26 protein-coding genes and 1 pseudogene are annotated in these 25553 nt (G+C 58.6%); 10 read left to right on the top strand and 17 right to left on the bottom strand.

What is annotated here, in order from left to right; genetic code table 11:
- Positions 1-294 precede the first annotated feature (294 nt).
- The 9 genes from OCY70_RS12750 to OCY70_RS12710 form a co-directional block, all read right to left on the bottom strand.
- Positions 295-657 (bottom strand): DnaJ family domain-containing protein, encoded by a 363-nt coding sequence (locus OCY70_RS12750; protein WP_213426994.1) that lies wholly within the window; start codon positions 655-657, stop codon positions 295-297.
- 82 nt (positions 658-739) lie between these two features.
- Positions 740-1810: a BadF/BadG/BcrA/BcrD ATPase family protein gene (locus tag OCY70_RS12745; RefSeq protein ID WP_249724668.1), complete on the bottom strand. Its 1071-nt coding sequence runs from the start codon at positions 1808-1810 to the stop codon at positions 740-742.
- A 42-nt stretch (positions 1811-1852) separates the two neighbouring features.
- The gene (locus OCY70_RS12740; RefSeq protein ID WP_213426995.1) at positions 1853-2452 is read right to left on the bottom strand and encodes an HD domain-containing protein; all 600 of its coding nucleotides are present in this window, start codon (positions 2450-2452) and stop codon (positions 1853-1855) included.
- Between the two features lie 100 nt (positions 2453-2552).
- Positions 2553-3191, bottom strand: a complete 639-nt coding sequence (locus OCY70_RS12735; RefSeq protein ID WP_213426996.1) for a class I SAM-dependent methyltransferase — start codon at positions 3189-3191, stop codon at positions 2553-2555.
- Between the two features lie 140 nt (positions 3192-3331).
- Positions 3332-3661, bottom strand: coding sequence for a hypothetical protein (locus tag OCY70_RS12730; protein WP_213426997.1), 330 nt, complete (start codon positions 3659-3661; stop codon positions 3332-3334).
- Positions 3662-3674: 13 nt separating this feature from the next.
- The gene (locus OCY70_RS12725; protein ID WP_213426998.1) at positions 3675-4640 is read right to left on the bottom strand and encodes an alpha/beta hydrolase; all 966 of its coding nucleotides are present in this window, start codon (positions 4638-4640) and stop codon (positions 3675-3677) included.
- A gap of 171 nt (positions 4641-4811) precedes the next feature.
- Positions 4812-5984: a GNAT family N-acetyltransferase gene (locus OCY70_RS12720; protein ID WP_213426999.1), complete on the bottom strand. Its 1173-nt coding sequence runs from the start codon at positions 5982-5984 to the stop codon at positions 4812-4814.
- A 27-nt stretch (positions 5985-6011) separates the two neighbouring features.
- Positions 6012-6539, bottom strand: coding sequence for a DUF2569 domain-containing protein (locus OCY70_RS12715; RefSeq protein ID WP_213427000.1), 528 nt, complete (start codon positions 6537-6539; stop codon positions 6012-6014).
- A 53-nt stretch (positions 6540-6592) separates the two neighbouring features.
- The gene (locus tag OCY70_RS12710; RefSeq protein ID WP_249724670.1) at positions 6593-7879 is read right to left on the bottom strand and encodes a sigma 54-interacting transcriptional regulator; all 1287 of its coding nucleotides are present in this window, start codon (positions 7877-7879) and stop codon (positions 6593-6595) included.
- A gap of 219 nt (positions 7880-8098) precedes the next feature.
- Between OCY70_RS12710 and OCY70_RS12705 the strand changes: the two genes are divergently transcribed.
- Together OCY70_RS12705 and pruA are read left to right on the top strand one after the other, a co-directional pair.
- The gene (locus OCY70_RS12705) at positions 8099-9019 is read left to right on the top strand and encodes a proline dehydrogenase family protein (RefSeq protein ID WP_213427001.1); all 921 of its coding nucleotides are present in this window, start codon (positions 8099-8101) and stop codon (positions 9017-9019) included.
- 40 nt (positions 9020-9059) lie between these two features.
- On the top strand, positions 9060-10607 hold the full coding sequence (gene pruA / locus OCY70_RS12700; RefSeq protein ID WP_213427002.1) for an L-glutamate gamma-semialdehyde dehydrogenase: 1548 nt from the start codon (positions 9060-9062) through the stop codon (positions 10605-10607).
- A gap of 471 nt (positions 10608-11078) precedes the next feature.
- Here pruA and OCY70_RS12695 read toward each other — a convergent pair whose 3' ends face one another.
- Both OCY70_RS12695 and OCY70_RS12690 read right to left on the bottom strand, forming a co-directional pair.
- The gene (locus OCY70_RS12695; RefSeq protein ID WP_249724673.1) at positions 11079-11372 is read right to left on the bottom strand and encodes a carbohydrate ABC transporter permease; all 294 of its coding nucleotides are present in this window, start codon (positions 11370-11372) and stop codon (positions 11079-11081) included.
- The gene (locus tag OCY70_RS12690) at positions 11309-12013 is read right to left on the bottom strand and encodes a carbohydrate ABC transporter permease (RefSeq protein ID WP_249724675.1); all 705 of its coding nucleotides are present in this window, start codon (positions 12011-12013) and stop codon (positions 11309-11311) included. The genes OCY70_RS12695 and OCY70_RS12690 overlap by 64 nt, the downstream gene beginning before the upstream one ends.
- Before the next feature lie 183 nt (positions 12014-12196).
- Here OCY70_RS12690 and OCY70_RS12685 point away from each other — a divergent pair, with 183 nt between their 5' ends.
- On the top strand, positions 12197-12634 hold the full coding sequence (locus tag OCY70_RS12685; RefSeq protein ID WP_213427003.1) for a helix-turn-helix transcriptional regulator: 438 nt from the start codon (positions 12197-12199) through the stop codon (positions 12632-12634).
- 71 nt (positions 12635-12705) lie between these two features.
- On the opposite strand, the gene OCY70_RS12680 is transcribed toward OCY70_RS12685, so the two are convergent.
- Entirely contained in the window at positions 12706-12978 is a 273-nt protein-coding gene (locus tag OCY70_RS12680; RefSeq protein ID WP_213427004.1) for a hypothetical protein, read from the bottom strand.
- On the bottom strand, positions 12975-13670 hold the full coding sequence (gene rpiA, locus OCY70_RS12675) for a ribose-5-phosphate isomerase RpiA (RefSeq protein ID WP_213427026.1): 696 nt from the start codon (positions 13668-13670) through the stop codon (positions 12975-12977). Before rpiA ends, OCY70_RS12680 begins: the two co-directional genes overlap by 4 nt.
- Before the next feature lie 394 nt (positions 13671-14064).
- Here rpiA and OCY70_RS12670 point away from each other — a divergent pair, with 394 nt between their 5' ends.
- The gene (locus tag OCY70_RS12670; protein WP_213427005.1) at positions 14065-15120 is read left to right on the top strand and encodes an AI-2E family transporter; all 1056 of its coding nucleotides are present in this window, start codon (positions 14065-14067) and stop codon (positions 15118-15120) included.
- Between the two features lie 145 nt (positions 15121-15265).
- Here OCY70_RS12670 and OCY70_RS12665 read toward each other — a convergent pair whose 3' ends face one another.
- Positions 15266-15760 (bottom strand): hypothetical protein, encoded by a 495-nt coding sequence (locus OCY70_RS12665; RefSeq protein WP_213427006.1) that lies wholly within the window; start codon positions 15758-15760, stop codon positions 15266-15268.
- Positions 15761-16123: 363 nt separating this feature from the next.
- Here OCY70_RS12665 and pdaA point away from each other — a divergent pair, with 363 nt between their 5' ends.
- From pdaA to OCY70_RS12645, 4 genes are all read left to right on the top strand, one after another.
- Positions 16124-16933 carry a delta-lactam-biosynthetic de-N-acetylase gene (gene pdaA, locus OCY70_RS12660; RefSeq protein WP_213427007.1) on the top strand — a complete coding sequence of 270 codons (810 nt, stop codon included), beginning with the start codon at positions 16124-16126 and terminating at the stop codon, positions 16931-16933.
- 211 nt (positions 16934-17144) lie between these two features.
- Positions 17145-18146 carry a Gfo/Idh/MocA family protein gene (locus tag OCY70_RS12655; RefSeq protein WP_213427008.1) on the top strand — a complete coding sequence of 334 codons (1002 nt, stop codon included), beginning with the start codon at positions 17145-17147 and terminating at the stop codon, positions 18144-18146.
- A gap of 65 nt (positions 18147-18211) precedes the next feature.
- Positions 18212-18520: an antibiotic biosynthesis monooxygenase gene (locus tag OCY70_RS12650; RefSeq protein WP_213427009.1), complete on the top strand. Its 309-nt coding sequence runs from the start codon at positions 18212-18214 to the stop codon at positions 18518-18520.
- 171 nt (positions 18521-18691) lie between these two features.
- A complete protein-coding gene (locus tag OCY70_RS12645) occupies positions 18692-19117 on the top strand; it encodes a FixH family protein (RefSeq protein ID WP_213427010.1) in 426 nt (141 codons plus the stop codon).
- Between the two features lie 65 nt (positions 19118-19182).
- Here the strand turns inward: OCY70_RS12645 and OCY70_RS12640 are convergent, their stop codons facing one another.
- The 3 genes from OCY70_RS12640 to OCY70_RS12630 all read right to left on the bottom strand — a co-directional run bounded on the left by OCY70_RS12640 (position 19183) and on the right by OCY70_RS12630 (position 23844).
- Positions 19183-19863 (bottom strand): sulfite exporter TauE/SafE family protein, encoded by a 681-nt coding sequence (locus OCY70_RS12640; RefSeq protein WP_213427011.1) that lies wholly within the window; start codon positions 19861-19863, stop codon positions 19183-19185.
- The gene (locus OCY70_RS12635) at positions 19860-22109 is read right to left on the bottom strand and encodes a heavy metal translocating P-type ATPase (protein ID WP_373871427.1); all 2250 of its coding nucleotides are present in this window, start codon (positions 22107-22109) and stop codon (positions 19860-19862) included. Before OCY70_RS12635 ends, OCY70_RS12640 begins: the two co-directional genes overlap by 4 nt.
- Before the next feature lie 322 nt (positions 22110-22431).
- Positions 22432-23844: an alpha-L-fucosidase gene (locus OCY70_RS12630; RefSeq protein WP_213427013.1), complete on the bottom strand. Its 1413-nt coding sequence runs from the start codon at positions 23842-23844 to the stop codon at positions 22432-22434.
- Between the two features lie 330 nt (positions 23845-24174).
- Here OCY70_RS12630 and OCY70_RS12625 point away from each other — a divergent pair.
- Positions 24175-24321 (top strand): annotated as a pseudogene (locus OCY70_RS12625) (FAD-dependent oxidoreductase); the annotation flags it as partial.
- A 154-nt stretch (positions 24322-24475) separates the two neighbouring features.
- Positions 24476-25495 carry an FAD-dependent oxidoreductase gene (locus OCY70_RS12620; RefSeq protein ID WP_213427014.1) on the top strand — a complete coding sequence of 340 codons (1020 nt, stop codon included), beginning with the start codon at positions 24476-24478 and terminating at the stop codon, positions 25493-25495.
- Positions 25496-25553 lie beyond the last annotated feature (58 nt).

Below are 25553 nucleotides of genomic sequence, written 5' to 3'. Positions count from 1 at the left end.
TTGCTTACTGACTGGACGGGAGACTGGGCAAAAGGAGCTTACCTTCATACTCTTCCTGGCAAGATGGGATATTGCGCAAAGGAGTGTTCCCTTCTTACTCTTCCTGACGAGTTGGGATTTCGAACAAAAGGAGTTCCCCTTCTTACTCTTCCTGACAAGATGGGATTTTGGACAAAAGGAATTTTCTGCGCATATTCTTTTTCCTGACTGCATGGGAGATTGGGCATAAGGAATCGCAGCCCCCCCCGAACCGATTAAAAAAAGCTCCCGGCTGGCGGAAGCCCCAACATCCAATTATTCCCATTTCGTCCGCTGCGCCCGTATGTTTTCTTTCGTAATTGTTCCTTTTGGCAGCAGCGCATTCGGAACCATTGAGTTGTAAGTCCGGATGCTCCGGTTCAGCTCCTCGATCGCCTGATCTTGAGGCTCGCTTCCAAGCTCCTCCATCTGACGAAGCATCTGCTCAAGCTGATTGCGAATCTTTTTTTGAAGCTCCAGCCAGGAAGGGAGCACATGAGCCTCCTTCATGACGCTGTGAAGCGCATCCCCGCTAGCCACATCCAGCGGCTTGCCCTTGCCGGGAAGTTCGTTCATGCCGCCGGATTTCGCATAATTCGAGAAAATCTCATCCATCCAGTCCCCGTGCCGCTCACTCATTTCCGCTCCCCCTCTGCTCTGCTTTCAATCCGATATGTATGCCGCTCCGGCTTCACTGCAGAAGCCAGGCCAGGCAAACGCCTTATACATGGGCGGCTCCGCTCAGGATATCCTCCCGCATGCGGGCCAAAATCGCCTGCTCCTGATCGCTCCATTCCTCCGGCGCTTGCTCGTCCGATGATACAGATACGAGTAGATGCTTCGATATCGGAGGAAGAAGGGAATCCGCTCCCATTCCTCGACAGGCAGCTTGTCCGCTTCCGGCCAAGGGGGACAGCGCCGGCTCGATGACCCGGAAGCGCTTGCGATCGGGCGCAGCCGCCTGCTGCAGCCGCTCGGTGACGATGCGGCGGATGTACGGATCGCGAATGACGCTGCCGACGAACGCAACGGATAGGGTCGCCTCGCTGAAGCGCGAGCCGACAATGCGTATCCCCTCTTCGAGTGCGGAGGCAGCCTCGTCGCAGACGAGCCGGGCCAGCGGGACCCCTGCCCCGGCCGCCCTCGTAACATAGGGCGCCATCTCGCCGAAGCGCCGCATTCGTTCATGCTCGTCGCGAACGAACCCGACGGCTCCGATCTCGCTCAGCTCAGCGACGCTTGCCGCTCCCCAGTAGCGCAGGATCTCGCCTGCCCAGACTTGATCCGCCTCAACCGCGTACCCGGCAATGATTTTATATACGGCTTCATAGGCTAAAAAGCGGGCGGCCGTCGCATAGTGGTGAAAATCCTGATTGCGCACGATGCTGCCCGCCTCATTCACCCCAAACACGACGGAACCCGTTCCGGACACAGCCATAATCCCCGGCTCTCCAAGAAAGGCGCCCGCATGCGCCACCATCCCGTCATTGACATGCCGACGCACGATTGACGCGGTTGCAGCGCCGAACGCATCCGTGAACTCCTCGGCCCATGCCATATCCTGTTCCGATTCGAGTCCGGACAGGCCGGCGCAGAGTGCGGCAATCGGGGCGCCGCCGGAACGCGCCGCCGCCTCCTGCAGCGCATCTCTGACATGCTGCTTCGCCAGCACATCCTTGTTCGGATTGCAGCAGCCATTCTCGGCGTAGGCGATGACCGTGCCGTCCAAGGAAGCCGTCATGACCCGCGTCGTCGTTCCTCCTCCATCGATGCCGATGACCATGTTGCCCATTCATGCATCCCCCATATTCATATGATGAAGCCGAAGGACCGCTTATTTGGCCAGATAGCCACGCTCGACCGCCTGCTGGACCAGCTTTTCGGCGAATCTGCCCAATTGCTGCGAGCCCTCCTTGATTCCGGCGATGCGGGCCAGCACCCGTTCGCTGGTGACCCCATGCTCCCGCCACGATTTCCCTTCGGTCGTATAGTTATGAATCAGCGGCTGCAGCCGGTCCAACGCGGCCGCATACTGCGCCTCCGGCGTCTGGCGCTGCTCGAATTCCATCCAGAGCTGCATCATCTCATCCTTTTGCTCCTCCGGCAGCATGCCGAACAGCCTTTTCGCGGCCTTCGACTCCCGGGCGAATTTGTCTTCCTGTCCTTGCGCATCATAGGCAAACGTGTCGCCCGCGTCAATCTCCACGATATCGTGAATGATGAGCATCTTGAGCACGCGCAGCAGGTTCAGGTTCCGCTCGTTGGCGTACTCGTGGAGCAATAACGCCATCACTGTCAGATGCCAAGTGTGCTCGGCGTCATTCTCATGCCGGCTCCGATCCAGCAAATACGATTGCCGTAAGACCGATTTCAATTTATCCACTTCTTTGATGAATTCGATTTGCATTTCCAGTCTATCCTGCATGGATGCCATGGTCGTTCAATCTCCTTCAATGGCTGTATTTCCCGAGAGAGCACGACCGCGCTCCTCCCCTTGGGGGCGGCTGGCCCCCGCGTCCCGTGCTCCTCGGCCCTTACCGTTCGTCCCGGTGAATGACAGCAACGCTGGTCTGGCGGTTGTTGAACGGATCATAGCCGTTCAGTATCCGGCCATGAATGATGCCGTAGCGGCCCAGACGCTTATGGAGCCACACTTCCGGCTCTTCGTAAGCTCCGGTCTTCAGCAAAAGCAGCTTGCCTTGCGGGGCCACATGGTTCTCCAGCAGAAAATGAATATACTCTTCTTCGTACTTCTCCGGCACAATATCGAGCATTGTCGCCACATAATCGAAGCGCCGCTCCGGTATCCAGGCGAAGGCGTTGCCGACAAAGAAATGATCCGCGTAGGCCGGCAGACGTTCCTTCGCCAGCTCAATCAGCTTCTCGGAAATATCGAGTCCGTACGGATCAACGGCAATGCCCCGCTCCTTCGTCCATTCGATGACAGATTCCAGCAAATAACCGTTGGCGCACCCGATATCCAGGAAGGATCCGGAATGCTCGACGGCATCGGCCACCGGCTTGCGCAGCGCCTTCCAGCGCTGTTCCGGTCCTGACATTCCCGATTGCTTCCAAGGCTCATCCGCACCATACGACAAATAAGCCGCTTCCGTATCCGCCTTCACCTGCTCGCACCATTGTTCCAATTCTTCGGGAATCGCTCTGTTGGGCATATGCAGTCCTCCTCTAATTAAAAATAACGGCGGCTGCGCCTCGCATAAATCCATAATGGCCGGATAAGGAGCAGCCGCCCAACCTGCACGACCTGCACGACGGACAATATATCGTTTCTTGACAAGAAGCATCGCATATTTCATCCCCTGGCGTCAACTAACGCCCTGCTGTCGTTCGAAAAGGCGCACCGAATGCGGCGGACAGCGGCAATGCGGGACAAGGCGATGATCGGGATAGAGAAGAGATGAGAAGGGAAGCTTCCGCTCCGATTGAGCTGAGCGGCAAGCGGCAGGGCAACAGCGTGCAGCAAGCCAATGCGCTCGAAGCCGCATATGGCCGTTCGGGAACAGGGCCCCGTTGAGGTGACGACCGGGCCGTAATCAGCAGGCCGCTGTGACCGTTCATCCGCTGTATCCGCGGGAGATCGTGGAACGGTCTGAATGGTCGCTTCGCTGCCAGACGGAGCCATGCGGCCGGGAATCTCAGCCTTCCACCGCGGCCGCGCTCTCCGGCAGCCGTCCCCGGCGCTCTTGCTCCCGCACCTCGGCGAGGAATTGGCGCACAGCCTCCCGGTACCCCTCCGGATCGGTGGGATAGGCCGCCGCATGCACGGCATCATCGACAATATGCAGCCGTCGGATGCCCTTCGTCTTCGCGTGATACAATTCGACGCTCATCGAGGTGGGCACGAAATCATCCTTGCCGCCATGGATGAGCAGCAGCGGAATTTCCTGCTCCCGAATCCGGTCTACAGGCTTGACGTCGCGCATGGAGAAGGCCGCCCGGCGCCGCAGCCTCCGATCGAGCATGCCCATGAAGGGAAACAGCGGCACCCGGTTCAAATCCTTCAGTTGGTACCGGATCAGCTTCTCCAGGTCCGAGTACGGACAGTCGGCAATGATGAAGCGGATGTCCGGGTCCATCCCGGCATGCATCAGCACGGTGCCCCCGCCCATCGATTGCCCGTGCAAGCCGATATAGGCGTCCTCGCCCACGCGGCGCCGGACCCATTCGATCCAGGCGTCAAGATCTTCCCGTTCAAAATAGCCGTAGGTGGCGTAACGTCCTTCACTCCGTCCATGGCTGCGCTGATCGATGAGCAGCACGTTGAAGCCCTCGTCTGCGAACAGACGGATGAATTGGGACGAATAGCCGTGATTCGCCGTATATCCGTGCACGATAATGACAACCTTCCGGCCTTCGGGGTGCGGTTCGATATAATATCCTCGCAGCCGGAAACCGTCCTTCGATATAATGGAGGCTTCTTCCTTCGGCAGCGCTTCGAATTCGTCCCGCGACATCAATCCCATCCCTTCTACCGTGGCGAACGATTCATCGGGAAGAGAGCGCCTGCCCAGCGTCATGCGCCGGAACACATGGCTTCCCAGCAGATTCGCACTCACGATTACGATAAGCAGGACGCATCCCGCCGCCACATAACTCCACATACGATCATCCCTTTTTTTGCAACGATATCATGAACTCAAACTCATTCATATTGGATTGCCTTTACTCCATATTATAACCGGAGCTCGGCGGCTATGAGCGACCAATTTTTCCACTTTTACCCAGATGACGGCAGAAAATCCCGTCCTTGCGGCACTCACGATCTAATATGCTCAGAGGACAATCCAGTATTTGCAGATGCCGTCCGCAGACCCGGCCAACCGGCCGCCGTTCTTCTCGATTACGCGTCTGGAAGCCGTATTGTCTTCATCGCAGGTAAGAAGCACTTCCCGCAAGCCAATCCGTCTCGCCTCGGCCAGCAGCAGTCGCAGCATGATCGTGCCGTACCCGCGCTGGCGCGCTTCAGGGCGAATCGCGTAGCCGATATGCCCGCCCCGCTCCCGCAGCGCATCGGTCAGCGCATGCCGCAGCTTGCCGATGCCGACCGGCCAGCCTTGGACATACAGCCAGTACACGTTCTGGGGAACGAGATGCGCGGGAAGCCGGCGCCCCTGCGACATCTGTATATAGGATTTCAAGTAGGAGCGGAACCGTGTCGGGCGGAGGCCGTATCCGCTGTTGGAGAACCCGTTCTCCCCGGGCCCCATCTTCTGCAGCATCTCATAAATATCGCTGCCGTCCGTCAGCGCGAGCGGCCGGAGCTCGATGCCGGAGGCTTCCTTGAATTGGGGATACAGCCGCATGATCATGCGCATCGATTCGGACTCGGGCACATGCAGCCGGGTATCCCGAGGCAGCGGGACCGCTTCCGTTACGGCGCAGCCGTGCGCCAGCGCTTCGGACAAGGTCACCCCCTGCTCTATCACATCCCAGCCCCCGATCGGAATGGACAGCAGCGCCGCGACATCGTCTCCAGGAGCGAGCGGCTCCGATTCATCCGCTTCGGCCGCATATATGCCGTAATAGATGTAGGGGCCGACAGGCAGACCCGGCTTATAAGGCTGGTCCGGCGCCGGATTGGCGGCTCGCTGAAGCAGGAACGGCGCCAGTTCGTCGCGCACCGTAATCGTTCGGATGTCTCCGGTGTCCATATCATGAAAATACGTTACGGGCGAGGACTTCAACCGTACCCGTTCGGCTGCGAGCTCCTCCCTCGCCTCCCGCAGCGCGCAGGCGGGCATCGTCTCGCCCGGCTCCTGCCCTCCTCCGATGCCGCCGATGCGCAGGACGCGATCCGAGTTAGCGGCCTGGCCGTCGCCGGCATCCATGTCCGCATTGAGCGTCATGACGACGCGACCTTCCCGTTCGAGGATGACGCCTGCGCAGAACGGCTGGTTGAAGGTTAGCGCTTCGATTTGGAGAGGCTCAATCAACAGGTTAGACATTGTCAGTCCCCCCTTGGCCGCGCCGTGCTAATGGACGAAGGTCGCCTTGACGCGCTTCGATCGGATGAAATACATAATCCAGATGACGCCGACGACGGAGCTGCGCACCAATTGGGTGAGGGTGCCCGCGCCATCGGCATCCTGAACTGCCGGAATCAGGCTGCCCAAATAATAGTCCGCAAAGGACGATAAAATGTTCCATATGTACAACACGATAATCATCGTCGGCAGCAGCTTCTTTTTCCGGTAGAACAGAAGGAAGACCATAACCAGGAGCATCAGCGTCAGCAGGTTGGCTACTGTCTCGAAAATAATAAGCACCGACCACATGGAGTGATAGTATTCCGAATCGGGCGTCGTAAGCAGGCTCCAAGTATTCGATTGGTAGATCGGAAAAAGTTCCGAGAACAGCAGGTGAAGAATCATAACTAAAGATAGCCACAGCCCGATCTGGACAATGATCAACCAGCCTGACAGCCCTTCATACGAAGGCGCCAGCGGCTGCAGCGGGCGGGGCGGCTCGCCGGGAGAACCGGCGCGAGGATTCGCGTTCATTCCTTTCCTTCCTTTCGCTCATGATAGGAATTGGACCAGCAGTTCAGCCTTGTCTAGTCCAATCCGTACTGCTTCATTTTATAGTAGAGCGCGCCGCGGGATATCCGCAGCATCCGGGCCGCCTTGGCCTTGTTCCCGTTCGTTCGTTCGAGCGTCTCGGCGATGCGGGCCCGCTCCCACTCCCCGGAGTGGACACTCAGGGGAAGATCCGGCTCGGTTAATTCATTCAAGGTGGTCAAGCGGGCATAGTCCGGCAACTGGGCGGATGTCACGGCGCCGGATCCGGCCGCGGCCGCCGCGGCGTATTCCATCGCGTTCCTGAGCTGCGACAGATTGCCCGGCCAATCGCAGGCCAATACGGCCGTCAGCGCGTCAGGCGCGAGTTCCGGGGCGGTGATGCCTGCCTTGGCGGCCGCCTGCTGCAGGAAGACCCGGCACAGCTCCGGCAGATCCTGCTTCCGATCGCGCAGCGGCGGAACCGTGTAGAGCTGGAAGGCGTACCGCAAGGAAGGCAGCAGGCGGTCCGATCCCTCCACGGCGGCTTCGGACCCGATGGAGCCGCAGATTCGGCACTGCAGCGGGACGGATGCCGTGCCGCCCAGCCGCTCGAAGCGGGACAGGCGCAGCATGGCCGCCAGCTTCTCCTGCATCGACGGAGGAAGCGCGTCGATATCTCTCAGATAGAGCGTGCCGTCGGCCGCCAGTTCCACCTTCCCTGGCCGCTCTTCTCCTCCCTGATAGCCGAACAATTCGGCCTCCAGCATCCCTTCCGGAACGGTGCTGCAGCTGACCATCACGAACCGTCCGGAGCGTCCGGCGCTCCGATGCAGCCATTCGGCCATCGATGTGCGGCCGACTCCCGCCTCGCCTGCGAGCAGCAGCGGCTGCCCGAGGGAGAATGCCGTCTGGAGCCGCTGCAGCATGGCGGAGGGGAAGACCGCAGGCAGCAGCGGCTGGCCTGCCGGATGATGATACATCTCCGCGCTTAATTTCACATAGGACGACACATCCCGTTCGATGGACAAGGCGCCGAGCGGCTGCCCCGCCTCATCCGTGATCGGGGCCGCGTTAATCATGACGTGCATGCCCGGCCGCGGCTCATGATACACCTGATGGACCGCGCGGCCGCTTTCCATTACCTGAAAGAGCATAATCGATTCTCTCTGAAAAAAATCTCCTATTTTATGACCGATTATATCGGCGCCGTTGATCCCATAGGTCTCTTCCGCGACCCGATTCCAGTACAGTACCGTTCCCTCGCTGTCAATGACGGTAACGGCATCGCTCATCGCGCCGAGCAGAACGCCCAGCACGGCTTCCATGATTTCTGACCGACTCATCGTTCATCTCCAAGCAATCAATTTTATTAGATTATGGCAAAACCTCAATCAGAATGCAATGAAAAAGCATTCATTCCCAAGCTTCCGTTCGGCCTAATTTCCATTCGATTCAAAAGAATGTGTTTACATTTCCAATAATTTGTGATTATATTTAATCATAAATAGAATATGTGTCTATTTTTTGAACACTTTTTCGTCAGAAGAAGGGAAGAATCGCGGATGGAAAGCTTACTGAGAAATGGTCTATTATTTCTGTCGAAGAATCGCATGGCCAACCGCACCGCGAAGAAGTACGGCCTGCGCTTCGGCGCCCGCCGCTTCGTCGCCGGCGAGCAGATTGCGGATGCCATCGCGGCGGTCCGGGAACTGAATGAAGCCGGCATCGTGGCGACCTTGGATCATCTGGGCGAATTCATTCTTACGGAGGAAGAGGCCCTGGAATCCACCCAATTCTGCATTCGCACGCTGCAGGAGATAGAGAAGAGCGGCGTCCGCTCGAATCTCTCGCTCAAGATGACCCAGCTCGGACTGGATCTGTCCCGAGAGCTGTGCATGCGCAACATGCGGGCCATCCTGGACACCGCCGCCGCATGCGGCAATTTCGTCCGCATCGACATGGAGGATTACGCGCATAACGAAGCCTCCATCGATATTTTCTGCGAGCTGCGCGAGGAATACGGCGACACGGTCGGCCTCGTCATTCAAGCTTATCTGTACAAGAGCGCCGACGATATCGACAACCTGCACCGGTTCCGGCCGAATCTGCGGCTCGTGAAGGGCGCCTACAAGGAATCTCCCGAAGTCGCTTATCCGAATAAGGAAGACGTTGACCGCAACTTCATTCGCATCATCGAACAACACCTCAGAAATGGCGACTATGCCGCCATCGCCACCCATGACGATAAAATCATCCAGCATGTCAAGCAATTCGTAATCAAGCACAATATCCCGCGCAGCCAGTTCGAATTCCAGATGCTCTACGGCATTCGCACCCAGGCGCAGCGCGATCTGGCCAAGGAAGGCTATACGATGCGGATTTATGTTCCGTTCGGCAATGATTGGTATGGCTACTTCATGCGCCGCCTGGCGGAACGGCCGGCAAATGTCGGATTTGTGCTGAAATCTCTTTTCAAGTCGTAGGAGTTATATCACTTCATATTTATATATAGGAGGCGTTATTATGACGATGGTGGAATACCGCAATGAGCCGTTTACCGATTTCAAGCAGGAGCATAACCGCCAAGCGATGCTGTCAGCGCTGGAGCGCGTCCGTGCCCAATTGGGGCGCACCTACCCGCTCAAGATCAACGGTCAGGAGATCATGACCGACAGACGCTCCGCTTCCATTAATCCCGGGGAAGTGAAGCAGGTCGTCGGGTATGCCGCCCAGGCCGATGCCAACTTGGCCCATGAAGCGATTGCCGCTGCGGATGCCGCATTCCGGGATTGGCAGCATGTCGATCCCGAAGTCCGGGCGGGCTACCTGTTCAAAGCTGCGGCCATCATCCGCCGGCGCAAGTTCGAGTTCTCGGCCTGGCTCGTCTATGAAGTCGGGAAGAACTGGACCGAAGCGGATGCCGATGTCGCCGAGGCGATCGACTTCCTTGAATTCTATGGCCGGGAAATGATCCGGCTCGCGGGACCGCAGCCGCTGACTCCGCTGCCGGGCGAAGACAACCGGCTGACGTATATCCCGCTCGGCGTCGGCGTCGTCATCCCGCCGTGGAACTTCCCGTTCGCCATCATGGCCGGCATGACCTGCGCCGCCCTCGTCTCCGGGAACACGGTCGTACTCAAGCCGGCCTCGACTTCGCCGGTCATCGCCGCGCGATTCGTCGAGCTGATGGATGAGGCCGGACTGCCGGCCGGCGTGCTGAACTTCGTGTCCGGCTCGGGCAGCGAGATTGGCGACCTGCTCATCGATCATCCGCGCACCCGCTTCGTGTCGTTCACGGGCTCCCGCGATGTCGGACTCCGGATCAACGAACGGATCGCGCGTCCGGCGAAGGGGCAGATCTGGATTAAGCGTCTTATCGCCGAGATGGGCGGCAAGGACGGCATCGTCGTGGACAGCAGCGCCGATCCGGCCGAGGCGGCAGAGGCGATAGTCGCGTCCGCCTTCGGCTTCCAGGGGCAGAAATGCTCCGCCGGCTCCCGCGCCATCATTCATCAGGACATCTATGAGGAAGTGCTCGGCCATATCATCGAGAAGACGAAGCAGCTCACGGTTGGCCTCCCGGAAGAAAACTATCCGATCGGACCGGTAATCGATGAGAGCGCATACAACAAAATTCGCGAGTATATGGCGATCGGCGCGTCGGAAGGGCGCCTCGTGGCCGGAGGAGATATCGCCGAAGGCGACGGCTATTACTTGCAGCCGACCGTATTCGCGGATGTCATGCCGGAAGCGCGCATCATGCTCGAGGAAATATTCGGCCCGGTGCTTGCCGTCTGCAAGGCGGAGAATTTCAAGCAGGCGATCGATATTTTCAACAACACGGAATACGGGCTGACCGGATCGGTGTTCAGCCGGAACCGCGAGCATCTGGAGTATGCCCGCCGCCATATGCACTGCGGCAATCTGTACTTCAACCGCAAATGCACCGGCGCGCTCGTCGGAGTGCACCCGTTCGGCGGCTTCAACATGTCGGGCACCGACTCCAAGGCGGGCGGACGCGATTATTTGCTCTTGTTCACCCAAGCGAAGCTCGTATCGGAGAAATGGTAATATAAACAACGGGAGTGTCTCATAGTCATGGCAAAATGATGGAGATGACGAGTCAACAGAGAATGTGGATACGGGAAAAACGGCGGCGCAAACTGGTGGAAGATGGATGATGCAGTGAAATGCTGCGTGGATGCATCAATTTCTGCTCTTTCAGCCGCGATTTGATGAAATTCCTGCAAAATTACATGATGTTCATCGATTTTGTCTTTTATCGATTGGATAGTCAGAAATTGATGCCGTTTTACAGGATTCCCTGTAACGGAGTACACGTCATAAAGGAAGGCTGCCGTTTTGCAGTTTTCAGCGAGTTGAGCTTTGAGTATCAGGGGGGCTGTCTCACTGTAGTGAAATACTGCTTTTGGGACACCCCCACTTCGGAAGCAAGCGCTCTTCGAAGGTGAACGCAAGATTCGATGCGGAGATACTTTCTTGTTCGTCTTCGTGATCAATAGCGGAAGTTTTGAACTTCCTCTAGTAGTCGACGTCATGCCGGCGGTTCGTGCGGAAAATCAGCACCGTCAAAATAAGGATGACGAGAAACAGCAAGTACGAGGCGGCCGTCGCCAGCCCCATCTGGTGCCCGATGAAGGACGTGCGGTAAATATAGAGAACAGAGGTCAGCAGCGTGCCGTCCGGGTTGCCCGCCGTGCCGCCGATGAGCCATACATCGGTGAAGCGCTTCATGCCGCCTATCGTCCCCATCACGACCATGAACACGAAGACGGGACGAAGGTACGGGATCGTGATATAGAGCCATTTGCGCAAGCCGTTCGCTCCACGACTTCCGCCGCCTCGTACAAGTCGCGCGGCACGCTCTGCAAGGCGGCGAGGAAAATAATCGTGTTGTATCCGAGAGCGCCCCACATGCTCATCAAGACGATGCTGAACCGGGAAAAGGTCGGGTCGGTGAACCAGCCGACCGGTCCCCATCCGAACTGGGCGAGCCCAAAATTAAGCAGCCCCTCTTCTCCCGGATAGAAGAGGAAAGAGAACAGAATGCTCGTCGCTACCGCAGACACGACATTGGGAAGGAAGAAGACGCTTTTGAAAAAGTTTTTGCCGCCCGTCCACGGCAGGCTGTTGATTAAGCTGGCCAGCACGAAGGAGGAGGCTATGCCAAGGACGACGGACAGCACTCCCATGAACAGCGTGTTGTAGAGCGACTGCCAGAACACCGGATCGGTCAGTACGATCCGGTAATTGTGCACTCCATTGAAGCGGCCCTCGATTCCGTTCGTATGCTGGAAGCTCATATAAAGCGCAGCCAGAATCGGAGACAACGAGAAGGCAAGCACGCCGATAAGCAGCGGCGCGGCAAATAAATATCCGGTTGTATCTCTACGGCTCCATTTGCTTCGGGAGGCCGGACCTTGGCGACGGGAAGCGGAGTTCGCGTTCACAGACATGAGAATCACCCCTTGCGTCAATATCGTACGACAGTACAAGGCACCCCCTTCCGGGTTCAATCACAGGTTGTTCGCCTCCTCTTGTAAGCGGATACAAAAAATTATAGGCAGGTCTGAGCCGAGGTGAAATGACACGGATGATCAACTTCCTGGATTATATGGTCAAGGAGGCGCGGATTTGTTATGCCGCTCCGCGCGCTGCTGGAGGCCGGTTCGGATTATTTGCTGGATCGGGCCGGACTGCTGTTCGAATTGCTCGTATTCGATCGTGGAAGCCGGTTGGAACGGCGGCCGGCTCACGGGAAGGAACAATCGCAGGCCGAGCTGCTGGCGCTGCTCGACGATGCGGTATACGAGCCGATTGAGGATGAACGGCTGGCTGGCATGGCGAAGATGTCCCTGCCCACGCTTCGCCGCAAAGTCAAAAAATATACCGGCTACACCCTGCATGACTGGGTACACCGGCTGAAAATGGAAGAAGCAAAGCGGCTGCTGCGCGGGAACGATGCCCCGGTCAAACAAATTGCCGCCTTGCTCCGGTATGAGGATGCCTGTTATTTTTCCCGCTTGTTCAAAAAATGGACGGGCCTCTCCCCTCAGCAGTACCGTACCCGGGACTGAGGGCCTTCCCGGGCTTCCGTGCATGCGGATGCCAAGGGACCCTGCGCTCATTTAGCGAAGGGACGGAGGCGCTACGCTTCTTCCGGCAGCGTCCGCCATGCGGCTTCCAGCAGCTCTTCGAACAAGTCGTCATCTTCCTCGAGCCTGTCGTCCAACGCCAAAATTTCTTCCTCGCTGCCGGAATCGCCGGCGAAGCTCAGACTGTAATCCCATTCCTTGCCCTTCTTGCTGAACAAGGTCACCTCATAGGCGGATTGGAACCCTTCCGGATGGAACGCCACATGCCCCAGGTAGGATCCTTCCTCATCCTTCTTCATATCTGCCCGCACAATCGTTACGTTCATATCTTTCTCCCCTTTGTCGTATCGTTTTCTTCGCGCTCCCGCACGCTGACTCCGCCGCTGCCGTGCCCGATGATCAGCTTGTCCGCCATGCCGATGAACAGCCCGTGATCCACGACGCCGGTAATCCGCTTCAACCGATGCTGCAGCTCCTCCGGGTGTTCGATGCGCCCGAATGCGCAGTCCGCGATGTAGTTGCCGTTGTCCGTCACGAACGGGCGCCCCTCCCTCTCGCGAAGAACGGGACGGCAGCCGAGCCGGCCGATCTGGCGCATCGTCAGCTCCGCTCCGAACGGGACGACCTCGACCGGAAGCGGGAAGCCGCCGAGCCCATCGACGCACTTGCTGTCGTCCACGATGAGAATCAGCTCGCGGCTGGCGGCCGCGACCAGCTTCTCGCGCAGCAGCGCGCCGCCTCCTCCCTTGATCGCATTCAACCGGCCATCGACCTCGTCCGCTCCGTCAATCGTTATGTCAAGCTCGGTCAGCTTGTCCAGCAGCGGAATGCCGCATTCCCGCGCCAACCGCTCCGTCGCCTCCGAGGTAGCGACCGCTTGGATGCGCAGCCCTTCCGCCACCCGGGCGCCGATGGCCCGAATCGCCCAATAGGCCGTGCTGCCGGTGCCGAGTCCAACGGTCATCCCCTCCCGGATGAACTTCACCGCCTCTTCGGCGGCGGTTCGCTTCGCTTCCATGGCTTCCGCCCCTTCCTGTCCGCTGCGCCCAAGCCGCCTTTGCGGCTGGCACAGCCCGTTGCAGATATTGCTTCTTCCATTATAGAACGAATTCATCCTTGAATGCCATTCCACAGCCGCCGCGCAAGGCAGACGAGAAGCGAAGGATGAAGAATGGCCTGCTTTTTTACTCCAGAGAGAACGGAGCATCATCCGCTACATCCACTTCTCCCCATCTTATCCATTAATGAAGCGGTTCTATTCCTTCCTTCCGTCTTCTCGCGAAGAAATCAGGCTCTCTGGGGAGCTACTCCTCTCAAGAAGCTTGCTTTGAAGTATGAGGTATCATATCCTTGAATAGGATAGTCGTAGAGCAGACAGTTTCATAGCATACATTAAAGGAGCCATACATTGGATGCAGATGTGGAAAGATTTTTTCAAAGGACCGGGCGTAAGAAGGATTGTGACTCTTCTCTTTCTTATCGTCCTGCTATTTTCGGTGAGAAGCATTCTGAATCTTATTTTGCTCACCTTTATTTTAACCTTCCTGATCGACAGGCTTCATACCTTTCTTTATTCGCGGCTCCGGAAATATGTCAACATCGATTTCCGCGTCACCGTTCTTCTTCTCTATGCGGCGCTGTTATCCATTTTGGGGGCGGGAACCTATAACTTTTTGCCCAAGGTCATCACCCAGATCAACCAGCTGGTTCAAATTATTATCCGGTTCTACAATGAAGCGGATGTCTACGACAATGGAATCATGGACTACATTATGGAGTCGCTGCAGAAGATTGATTTGGCCAGCTACCTGAATCAGGGCTTCGGCTTCCTCGTCAAGTCGATTACGGACATCAGCCAATGGGGAACCCATCTGATTATCGCGCTTGTGTTGAGCTTGTTCTTCAATCTGGACAAGAAGCGGGTGCATGAGTTCACCAATAAATTCAGAGAAAGCAAGGTCGGCCCGTTCTACAACGAATTGGAGTACTTCGGCAGAAAGTTCCTCTACTCCTTCGGCAAAGTGATTGAAGCGCAATTCCTGATCGCGATCGTCAATAGCATTTTGTCCACGCTGGCCCTCTGGATGATGGGCTTCCCGCAATTGTTCGGACTGGCGATTATGATCTTCCTGCTCGGCCTGATCCCGGTTATGGGCGTGATTATCTCGCTGATTCCGCTCTGCGCGATCGCCTTCAGCGTCGGCGGGCTGAGCAAGGTGGTTATGGTCATCATCATGATTATTGTCATCCATGCCATTGAAACGTATATTTTGAATCCGAAGCTGATGTCCTCGAAGGTGCATCTGCCGATATTCTATACTTTTGCCATCCTTATCGTGTCCGAGCATTTCATGGGCGTATGGGGGCTGATTCTCGGCATTCCGATCTTCATGTTCCTGCTGGATCTGCTGGAGGTCAACGTGTTCTCCAAGCAGCCGAAGGCGAAGGGCGATCCGGATCAGGCGTAGATTCGAGGCATGACAACAAGTCTCCGGCCAGACAAGCTCTGACCGGGGATATGTTATCCATAGGAAAAGAACAAGGTTATGAAAAATCCCCTGGCGGCTTGAACCGTCAGGGGATTCGTCCATTCGGAGATAGGAACGCCTCATGTCAGGCCACTGCCGGCCTGCTCAGGCATCGGCTTCTGAAGCGGATCGATGGGCCCGCTTCCGCAGACAAGCGTCCTACCGGTATGTACAGCCTCGATTCGGCATACGTATTGCCGGTGCGCCGGAACTCATAGACGACATGGCGGCCGTTCGGGAGGACAGCTTCCGGCAGGGCCAGCCCCTCCATCGGCTTTCCCTCCGTATCCGCAGCATCCGCTTCTAACGGAGAGACCCGATAAATACCTCCCTGGAACGAATGGAATGTGAGCTGCTTCGCTTGTTCCGGGTGAAATAACGATTGCGCATAGGGAAGGCCTGCAAAATAGAGGCCGTTCATCCCAAGGCCGATGCTGTACCTGTGCGCTTCCGGCGGAAGCAGACCGGAACCGGGCAGAAAGGGCAAGGTCCGGCATGCCCGCCGCATCTCTTCCGGCGACTCGCAATATTCCCCTACCAGCATAAATGAAGGCAAACGAACGGTACGGCTAAACAGCATATAGAAATCCTCCTTCAGTTTTCAACCTGGCCGAGCCAAGGATTTTATGGAAAGCACGGCCGAAAAGTAGTTAAAAATACCCACAAATATAAGGAGACAACAATCCTTTTTTACTATATCGGAATATTTGATCAATACTTTAAGATTATTTACATAGTTCCAATTATAGGCATTAAAAACTATTCATTCTGATTGCACTCCCCTTCTGACGCATGAACACGGACCGGTGCTTGTATTCCGGCCATTCGCCGAGACAGGCCGCGGGGTGCCGGACTCGGATAATATTTGCAGAATGAGGGATAATTTTCTGTATATGACCGTCATCAAGAAATGGTTATGACATGACAAGGAGCTGTAGGAAACATGAAGCGACTCATCCGTATCGGGCTCGCCCTCGCTCTGCTGGTTCAGATTCATCCCTGGCCGGCTGCCGCAGACGGGCCTGCCTTTCATTTTGGATTCAAGAGAAGCGTGAACGGCCAACTGCCGTCCATTAACGAGGAAGGATTCAAGGATATCGTCGATAAGCACGGCGCCATCTTCCTTGGGGATACGAGCCAAAAAGTGCTGTATCTTACCTTCGACAACGGCTATGAGAACGGGTATACCCCACTTATCCTCGATACGCTGAAGGAAAAGAAAGTGCCGGCCGTTTTTTTCGTAACCGGACACTATGTAAAGAGCCAGCCGGAGCTGCTGAAGCGCATGGTCAATGAAGGGCATATCATCGGGAACCATTCCTGGAGCCACCCGGATATGACGACGGTGTCCAACGAACAAATCCAGGAGGAACTGGATAAAGTAAAATCGGAAGTTACCCGTGTTACCGGCCAAAAGGAAATGGCATACTTGCGGCCTCCGCGCGGCATTTTCAGCGACCGGACGCTGAAGGTGACCCGCGACATGGGCTACACGAATGTCTTCTGGTCGCTTGCTTACAAGGACTGGGATGTGAATGCCCAGAAGGGGGCGCGCTACGCCTATGACAAAGTAACGAGCCAGCTTCACCCGGGAGCGGTCATTCTGCTGCACGCGATCTCGAAGGACAATGCGGAGGCGCTTGGCTCGATCATCGATGCGGCCAGGCAACAGGGATACGAATTCCTCGCGCTGGATCGGCTCCAGCGCCAGCCGGCTCCGGCTCCAGGTCCGCAGCCAAAGCCGGGAACATAGGAACGGACCAACGAAGGCCAATGCACGCCGGTTTCACGGGCGGGCATCGGCTTTTTCTATGCGGGCAGCCCTGGTCCGAAGCTGGCAATCCCGGTCCGCCTTATCCTGCCGCCGATCGAATTCGGCATTGGCGGCCTTGTCCAATATTTGATAAGGTAAGGGTGTAGTTCTAGATTGCTCTTATCCTTACGACAGGGAAGGAATGGTGACGATGATTAGAGTAGCGATGGTCAGCTTCTGGCACGTGCATGCCAACGATTATGCCCATCAGGCGGAGGAGCATCCGGATACGGAGATCGCGGCCGTATGGGACGAGATTCCCGAACGGGGCCGGAAGGAAGCGGAGGCGCGCGGCGTCCCGTTCTACGAATCGCTGGATGAACTGCTGAAGCAGGACGGCATCGACGCCGTGATCGTGGACGCGCCGACCAATATGCACCGCGAGGTGATGGTGAAGGCGGCTGCGGCCGGCAAGCATATTTTCACGGAAAAGGTCGTGGCGGCGACGCTCCATGAAGCGAATGAAGTCGTGGACGCGGCGAAGAAGGCCGGTATCGTCCTGACCGTCTCGCTCCCGCGGCTGAATGACGGCTATACCGAAGCGATTCAACAGGTGCTGGCGGAGGGGCTGCTCGGGAAGCTGACGCTCGTTCGAGTCCGCCTGTCCCATAACGGAGCGCTTGCCGGCTGGCTGCCGGAGCATTTTTTCAATGCCGAGCAATGTCAGGGCGGAGCGCTGATTGATCTGGGCTGCCATCCGATGTACTTGACGCGGCTGTTCCTGGGCGAGCCGGATCGGGTCAGCGCCCATTACGGCTATGTCACCGGGAAGGACGTCGAAGATAATGCCGTCGCCGTCCTCCAGTATGATAACGGCGCCCTCGGGCTCGTGGAAGCGGGCTTCGTGAACAGCTACTCGCCGTTCACGATCGAGCTGCAGGGCACCGACGGAACGCTGCTGTACGGCACGCCGGAGAGCCGGCTGCTCGTGCGCAGCAGCCGCTTGGAAGAACAGGACGGCAGCGGCTGGGTGGAACGCGACATTCCCGCCAACCGGCCGAGCGCCTTCCATCAATGGGTAAGCCATATCCAGCAAGGGACGACCGCCGATGCCAACATACATATGGCCCTTGAGCTGACGCGGTTGATGGAAGCCGCCAATCTGTCGGCCTGGCATCGCCGGCCGATCCGTCTGGACGAGCTTCAGCCCTGATTCCCGATCGGATCATCGATTTCCATATCCATAATAATCTATTCACGCACGAGGAGGCGAGACGCATGTTGGTCGTTACCAATACGATTCGCATTAAGGCAGGTCATGGCAAGCAGGTCGCCGCACGGTTCGCGGAAGCGAAGGGCGTGCAGGAGATGCCCGGGTTCATCCGTCTGGAAGTATGGCTCGGCGAAGGCAAGGAAGGCGAAGAAGAACTGAAGGTGTGCACCGTATGGGAGAATGAAGAGGCGTTCCGCGGCTGGACATCCAGCGACGCTTTCCGCGAATCCCACCGCGGCGGCGGCGAAGTCAAGGAGTATATGCTGGGCGCTTCGTTGAACAAATATGAGATGGTCGTCAGCCATAAAGCTTGACGGCGATATGCTTACCTGCAATATATAGACTGCGATAACGACAGGGCAGCGCGCTTTCGGGCGCCTGCCCTGTTTGCGCTGTCCCGGTGTTGCGCCGGAGGCGTCATCGGCATATATGGGGCTGCTGCCGGGTACACATAAGTAGCCGCATATCAGCAAGGAGGTGGACCGATGTCCGTCAAGAAGAGATATGCCCTCTATGCTTCGGCGCTGCTCGCGTCGCTGCTGCTGACCGCCGTCGGCTACGCCTGGAAAAACGCCGCCGTGTTCGAGCCGGTCACCCGCGCGGAGCTGGGGACTGTCCAGGCGCAGATCGAGCTGGGAGGGAATCCCGCTTCCGTCCTGCAGCGCAATGAGCTGCGGATTACGCTGCAGACGGCGGATGGCTCTCCTGTCCGCGATGCCCGCATCGAGGCGGCGCTCGTCATGCCCGATATGCTCTGCGGCACGTACCAGGTGAAGCTGGAGCAGATGGAGCCGGGCATCTATACGGGCGAAGCGGTTCCGCTTATGCCGGGAACCTGGCAGGCGGAAGCGGCATTCGAGCTGGATGGCGGAACGTTCACGGCCGTGCACCGGTTCGAGGCGGTGCGCTAGGCTGCGCTCTGGCCGCGGCGGCTCGGCCATCGGCCGTTCGGCTGCGGAACGCCCAGCCTGCGCGCTTACCACAGCCATGGATGGAGAGAAGGAATCCAGCCGTTCGCCGACAGCCCGCGCAGAATGCAGAGCACGCCGATAACGGCGGCCACGAGCTGCCCGGCCTTCACGAGCCGGGCGCGAATGGAGCGCTTTATCGCGGCCGCGAACAAGCCGACCGCCAGCAGGGACGGGAAGGTCGCGAGGCCAAAGACGGCCATAATCGTTCCGCCGCCGAGGGCGCTGCCGCTCGCCGCGGCGTTGATCTGCATCGCGTAGGTCAAGCCGCACGGGATGAAGCCGAACAGCAGCCCGCTCCCCAGCACGGCCCGGAGCTCTCCGCTTCCCCGCAGCCGCTCCATCCAGCCGCGGACGAGCGGAATCCGGGCCGGGCTTAGCCGCTCCAAGGGAAGCGCCACGCGGCGGAAGGCCCAGAGCAGGATGAGTATGCCGCCCAGCAGGCTGGCCAACCCCTGCAGCCCCGCCCAGCTCCCCGTCAATTCGAGGAAGCTGCCGGCGGCCCCCATCGCCGCTCCCATGGCCGTATAGGTCAACACCCGCCCCGCATTATAAGCCAGCACCGCCGCCAAGGCCGAACCCTTCGCATTCCAGGCGAAGTTCGTCACGATGCCGCCGCACATGCCGATGCAGTGCGGAGCGCTCAGCAGGCCGGTGACGGCGACCAGCCAGAGGCTCTCTCCGCTCACGAGACCGCCCCGCTGCGGCCCGATCGCTGCAGACGCAGAGCGTTACCGACGACGGAGACCGAGCTGAGCGCCATCGCCGTTCCGGCCATCCACGGCTCGAGCCAGCCCATGACCGCGAAGGGAATGGCGATGACGTTGTAGATGAGAGCGAAGGACAGATTTTGGCGAATATTGGCCATCGTCCGGCGGCTAATGTGCATCGCCTCCGGGATGCCGCGCAGGTCGCCGCGCAGCAGATGGAGGTCCGCGGCTTCGCCGGCAATGTCGCTCCCTTGCCCCATCGCGATGCCGATATCGGCGGCGGCCAGCGCGGGCGCGTCATTGATGCCGTCTCCCACCATCGCCACCTTCCGCCCTTCCCGCTGCAGCCGCCTCACCGATTCGACCTTCTCCTCCGGCAGCACTCCGGCGGCGATATGCTCGATCCCGGCCTCTCTCGCAATCGCCTCGGCCGTCATGCGCTGATCGCCGGTCACCATCATCACCTCCAGGCCAAGCCGCTTCATCTGCCGCACTGCCTCGGCCGAGGTCGGGCGCAGCGAATCGCGGATGACGAGCAAGCCGGCGAGCCGGTTATCGACCGCTATCCCGATGACCGTCTTCCCTTCCCGCTCCAGCTCCGCGATGACGCCCGCATCCGCGCCCTCGGCCCGAATCCCCTGCGGCTTCAGCCTCGCGTACGCGCCGAGAAAGAGGCGCTTCCCTTCCACCTCCGCCCGAATCCCGCACCCGGGAATAGTGGCGAAGCGCTTCGCCTCGGGGACGATCAGCCGCTGCCGTTCGGCCGCCGCCGTGATCGCGCGCGATATCGGATGCTCCGAGGGCTGCTCGGCAGCGGCCGCCCAGCGGAGCAGACTCCGTGCCGAATGTCCGCCCAGCGGAATGACATCGGTCAGCTCCGGCCTCCCCTCGGTCAATGTGCCCGTCTTGTCCAGCAGCACGGCGTCCGTCTGATGGAGCTGTTCCATGAATCGGCCCTCCTTGAACAGAATTCCCCGCTGGGCCGCCCTCCCGGAGCCGACCAGAATCGAGATCGGGGTCGCCAGCCCGATGGCGCACGGACAGGCGATGACCAGCACCGAGACCGCGCATCCGAGCGCTTGGCCGAAGTCGCCGGGCTGGAGCAGCGCATACCAGACGGCGAACGTGAGGCAAGCAATGGCGACGACGGCCGGGACGAAGTAGCTCGCGATCGTGTCCGCAAGGCGCTGAATCGGCGGCTTCGAATATTGGGCGTCCTCCATCAAGCGGATTAGCTGCGCCAGCGTGGAATCGGAACCGATCCGCTGCGCCTCCACAGTGAGGGTCCCGTTCAAGTTCATCGTCCCGCTCATCACCTGGCCCCCGGCGCTCTTGTCTGCCGGCATTCCCTCCCCGGTGATCATCGACTCGTCGACCGCCGAATGTCCGCGCATGATGACGCCGTCCACCGGGATCCGCTCCCCGGGGCGAATGACGACCTGATCGCCGACCTGCATCTCCTCAATCGGAATCCGTGTCTCCCGCTGCATCCGAATGACATGGACATAGTCCGCCTGCATCTCTTGAAGGCCGCGCATTGCGTGCATCGTCCGTTGGCGGGCCATCCCTTCGAGCAGCTTGCCAAGCAGCACGACCGTAATGATCATCGAGCCGGTCTCGAAATAGAGCGGAACATGCTGGCCTGCGGCAGCGGGGGACTGGAGTGCCTTCATGGCCAAGTAATGGCTGTAGAAATAGGACGCCGAGGTGCCGAGCGCCACCAGCACATCCATGTTCGCTCCCCGGTTCCGCAGCGCGTGGAAAGCGCCGAAGTAGAACGGCATGCCGATGATGAACTGCACCGGCGTAGCCAGGGCCAACTGGAACCAGGGCTGGAAGAACACCTCCGGAACCCATACCGATGAGGTAAGCGGGTAGTGGGAGAACATCGTCCAGAGCAGGGGCAGCGTGAGCACGGCCGAAGCGATAAAGCGGATCCACAGCCCTTTCACGTCCGTCCCCAGACAGGAGCCGGAATCCGTATCCTTCCGTATGCCGAATCCGAGCTGAACGACTTTGTCCTCGATCTGCCGCAGCTCCAGCCGGGCCGGATCCAGCTCCACCGAAGCCCGTCCGACCGCGAAATTGACGGACACTCCGCCGGTCCCCTCCATTCGCCGCAATGCCTTTTCGATTCGAACCGCACAGGCGGCGCAGTTCATGCCCGTAATATACAGCGTATGCCGATTCCATGTCCCGGAGGAACGATTCGCCAACGAGTTCACCCCATTCCCTATATGCATTACATTTCCGGCTTGCGCCTGCCGCCAGCCGCTCCCGCTCCTTAGCCGCGAGAGCCGCAAGCTGCTGTGCCGGGGCGGGCGCAAGCCATTGTCCCATTACTAGAACCTATGCACGTCCCGTCCAAAATAGGATGGCCCGAAGGTGCTATCCGCGAACTTCGGCCTGACGGAAGGCGGCCCCATCGGGGTAGAGGGCGGAGGATCGGTTCAAGGCGCAAAGAAGGGAGCCTGAGACGAACGAATGGCAAAGAAGCCGGTCAGGCTGACCGGCTTCCGCGAGTGCAATATAAGGTTGAACGATGTCTTAGGCAAGCAATCGGAACGCATGCGCGATCGGCGCCGGTCCAGCCGCCGCCGCTTCCGGCAGCCGGATGGCAATGCCTTCCGCCGTGCGGGTGAATTCCAACGCACCGTCCGTGCCGATCAATTCGACAGCCGAGACCGGCTCAGTATACGGCAGGAATACTTCCGGCTCGACCTGCGCATTCTCGTGCGGGTACAAATAGAATCCGTACGCGGTGTCCCCTTTGCGGGTGAATGCGGTCCGGCCCGTGAAATACGGCGCGCAAATGCGCGTGCCGTATACGGCTTCCCCGTTCACCTTCATCCAGGCGCCAAGCTCCTTCATCGAGCGGATCGCTCCCTCCGGAAGCCGGCCGTCCGGCTGCGGTCCGACGTTCAGCGCCAGATTGCCTCCTTTGGCCACGACCTCCAGCAGGATGTGCACCAGCTGCCGCCCTGTCTTGTACTTGTCCTCATAGCGGAACGAGAACGACGTGCCGAGCGTAATGCAGCTCTCCCACGGCACCGTCATCGGTCCGGACGGAATCGTCTGCTCCGGCGTAATAATATTTTCATAAGGCCCCCCGATCGTGCGATCGGCGGACAACAGCCACGGCTGGTGCTGACGGGCGCGTTCGACCACCTCGCCGAGGCGGATATCCTGCCCTCGCGCCCCTTCGTAGACCCAGCCTGCATCCAGCCACAGCACATCGATGCGGCCATAGCGGGTCAGCAGCTCCATGATCTGCTCGTGGGTGAACTTCACGAATTGCTCCCACAGCCACGGATATTCCCTCGGATCGTAGGAAGGCCCCCGCGCTGTCGACGTCCCGCGCTCCATTCCCGGCGCCCAATAATACGGGGAATGCCAGTCGGCCTTGGAGAAATAAGCCGCAACGGCCATCCCCTTTTCCCGGAACGCTTCGAACAGATGCTTGCAAATATCCGCCTTCGGATGGCGGTGGAACGGGGTGTCCGGTCCCGTAATCCGGTAGTCCGTCGTATGGGTGTCCCACATGCAGAAGCCGTCATGATGCTTCGTCGTGAAGAGAAGATATTTGAATCCGTTATCCGCAGCCAGCTCCGCCCACAGTTCAGGCTGGAACCGAATCGGGTTGAAGGTTTTGTTCAAATCGAAATATTGGCGCTTTAGCTCTTCGCTGTCCACATCCCAGTCGATGCCGTCGCGCGACCAGTCCGCATCGGCGTCGCTGAGCGCCCATGATTCCACGATCCCCAATTGGGAATAAGGCCCCCAGTGCATCATGAAGCCGAGCTTCTGGTCCTTGAACCACTCCAGACGCTCCAGCAGCAGCGGATCGGCCGGCTTCACCCACTCCTCTTCCGCGCTGAAATTATGCACGCCCTGCTGCACGACTTGCTCTTCGTGTTCTTCACTTAAGGTATCTTGCGGCTGTCCAGCCTGTTCACTCATTTGTCTTGACCTCCCGCATATCATCTCTGCTTTTTGGATTGCCCTATCTGCCTCTCATATATATTACAAACGCTTACAAAGTTCAATTGGTCAAATTCGCAGCGCTTGACCATTTTCGTCTCCCGGGCCGTTCCGCCCTTATGCGACGCGGATTCCGATGTGATCCTGTCCGCATTTGACGTTCATAATCGACATATTGCCGCCACACGGAGCAAATTGGGAAGGAAGCCGAAAACGATTGTCTTCTACTTGAATAAGAGGTAATATATGGATCAATGCTATAGTGTGAAATAGTTCACAATTGTTCTATTTTCGAGGGAGGGGGGATGTATGGGAGTGCAAAAGAAGAAGGTTGCGGTCATCGGCGGCGGGCCTGCGGGAATGGAAGCGGCATTAACCACTGCCCGGTATGGCTGCGAAGTGACGCTGATTACCGGCAGTCATCCGGGAGACTGGAAAATGACCGGAACCGCCACATGGCTTCAGGCCATCGCCAGCCTGTCGCCTTATGACGGGATCGAGTCCTTGTCTCCCCGTCGCATCAATGAAGCGGCGCAGGACGTGATAAGGCGCAGCAGGGTTTCCGCGGCGGAGCAGGGTTTCCGCGGCGGAGCAGCTGCGCGCGGCTGGCGTGGCCGTTCAATACGGGCGAGCCCGCTTCCAGTCCGCGCAAGTCTTGACGGTTGCAAGGGAGCAGGGGGAGCCAGTGGACACCCATGCCGATCTCATCTTTATCGCCAATGGTGCCCAGCCGTTCTTCCCCGAAGCGATGAAGCCCGACGGGAAGCAAATCTACTCCTATCCGACCCTTACGGACATGGAGCGGCTTCCCGCATCTATCGTCGTCATCGGTGACGGGCCGATCGGCTATGAAGCGGTCAATCTGTTCTCCCGCTTCGGCGCTCAAGTCGACTGGCTGGTCAAGGCCAACGGGCCGCGTTGCTTTTTCGATCCGGATATCGACGCTTGGCTCACTGGCATATTCCAACGGCGGCAGGTGAACATTCGCCCTGGGGAACGGGTCAAGGCCATTCACAAGGAGGACGGCCAGGTGACAGCCATTCGGGAGGTCGGAAAGGAGCAGGAAGCGGAAGCCGCCTTCGTCACCTTGGGATTCCAGCCGAATGTGGATCAGTTGAATATCGAAGCCACCGGGTTGACCGCAATCCCGTCCATCTATATTGCCGGGGATGCGCAGCGGACGATTGCGGGCGTCTATTCGATCGCCATGGCGAGAACGGCTGCGCTTCATGCCGCCGGACGTTCGCCGGAACCGGCCGATGTCCGGACGATTCCGTTCGCCTTCAATGATGCGCCCGAAGTCGCCACGGTCGGCATGACAGATGCGGACGCCACTGGCATTCATAACCGGGTAGTGAACTATAATACGGAACGGAACGGCAAGGCGTTCCTGCAGGGAGAGACGGAAGGCTTCCTCAAGCTGCTGTGGAATGATGAGGGCCGCATCGTCGGGGGAACGGCGGTCGGCCTGCAGGCCAAGGACATCATCTCCACCGTCGCTATGATGATCCGGTTCAAGCTGGGCATCGGCGACTGCCAATTGTTGATTGGGGCGCATCCGAGCGCCAGCGAATTCCTCGTCCACACCCTTCATGCCATTCATGATCAGCACGCTGGCGTCCAATCGTGAATGAGGAGCCCCACATCCTGCCTATCGTATTCGTGTACGGCTTCCGAGCGTACATATC

Source organism: Paenibacillus melissococcoides (assembly GCA_944800085.1).
GTDB classification, from domain to species: Bacteria; Bacillota; Bacilli; order Paenibacillales; family Paenibacillaceae; genus Paenibacillus_B; species Paenibacillus_B melissococcoides.
The sequence above is the reverse complement of the archived record's forward strand: the minus strand, read 5'-3'. Positions and strand labels throughout refer to the sequence as shown.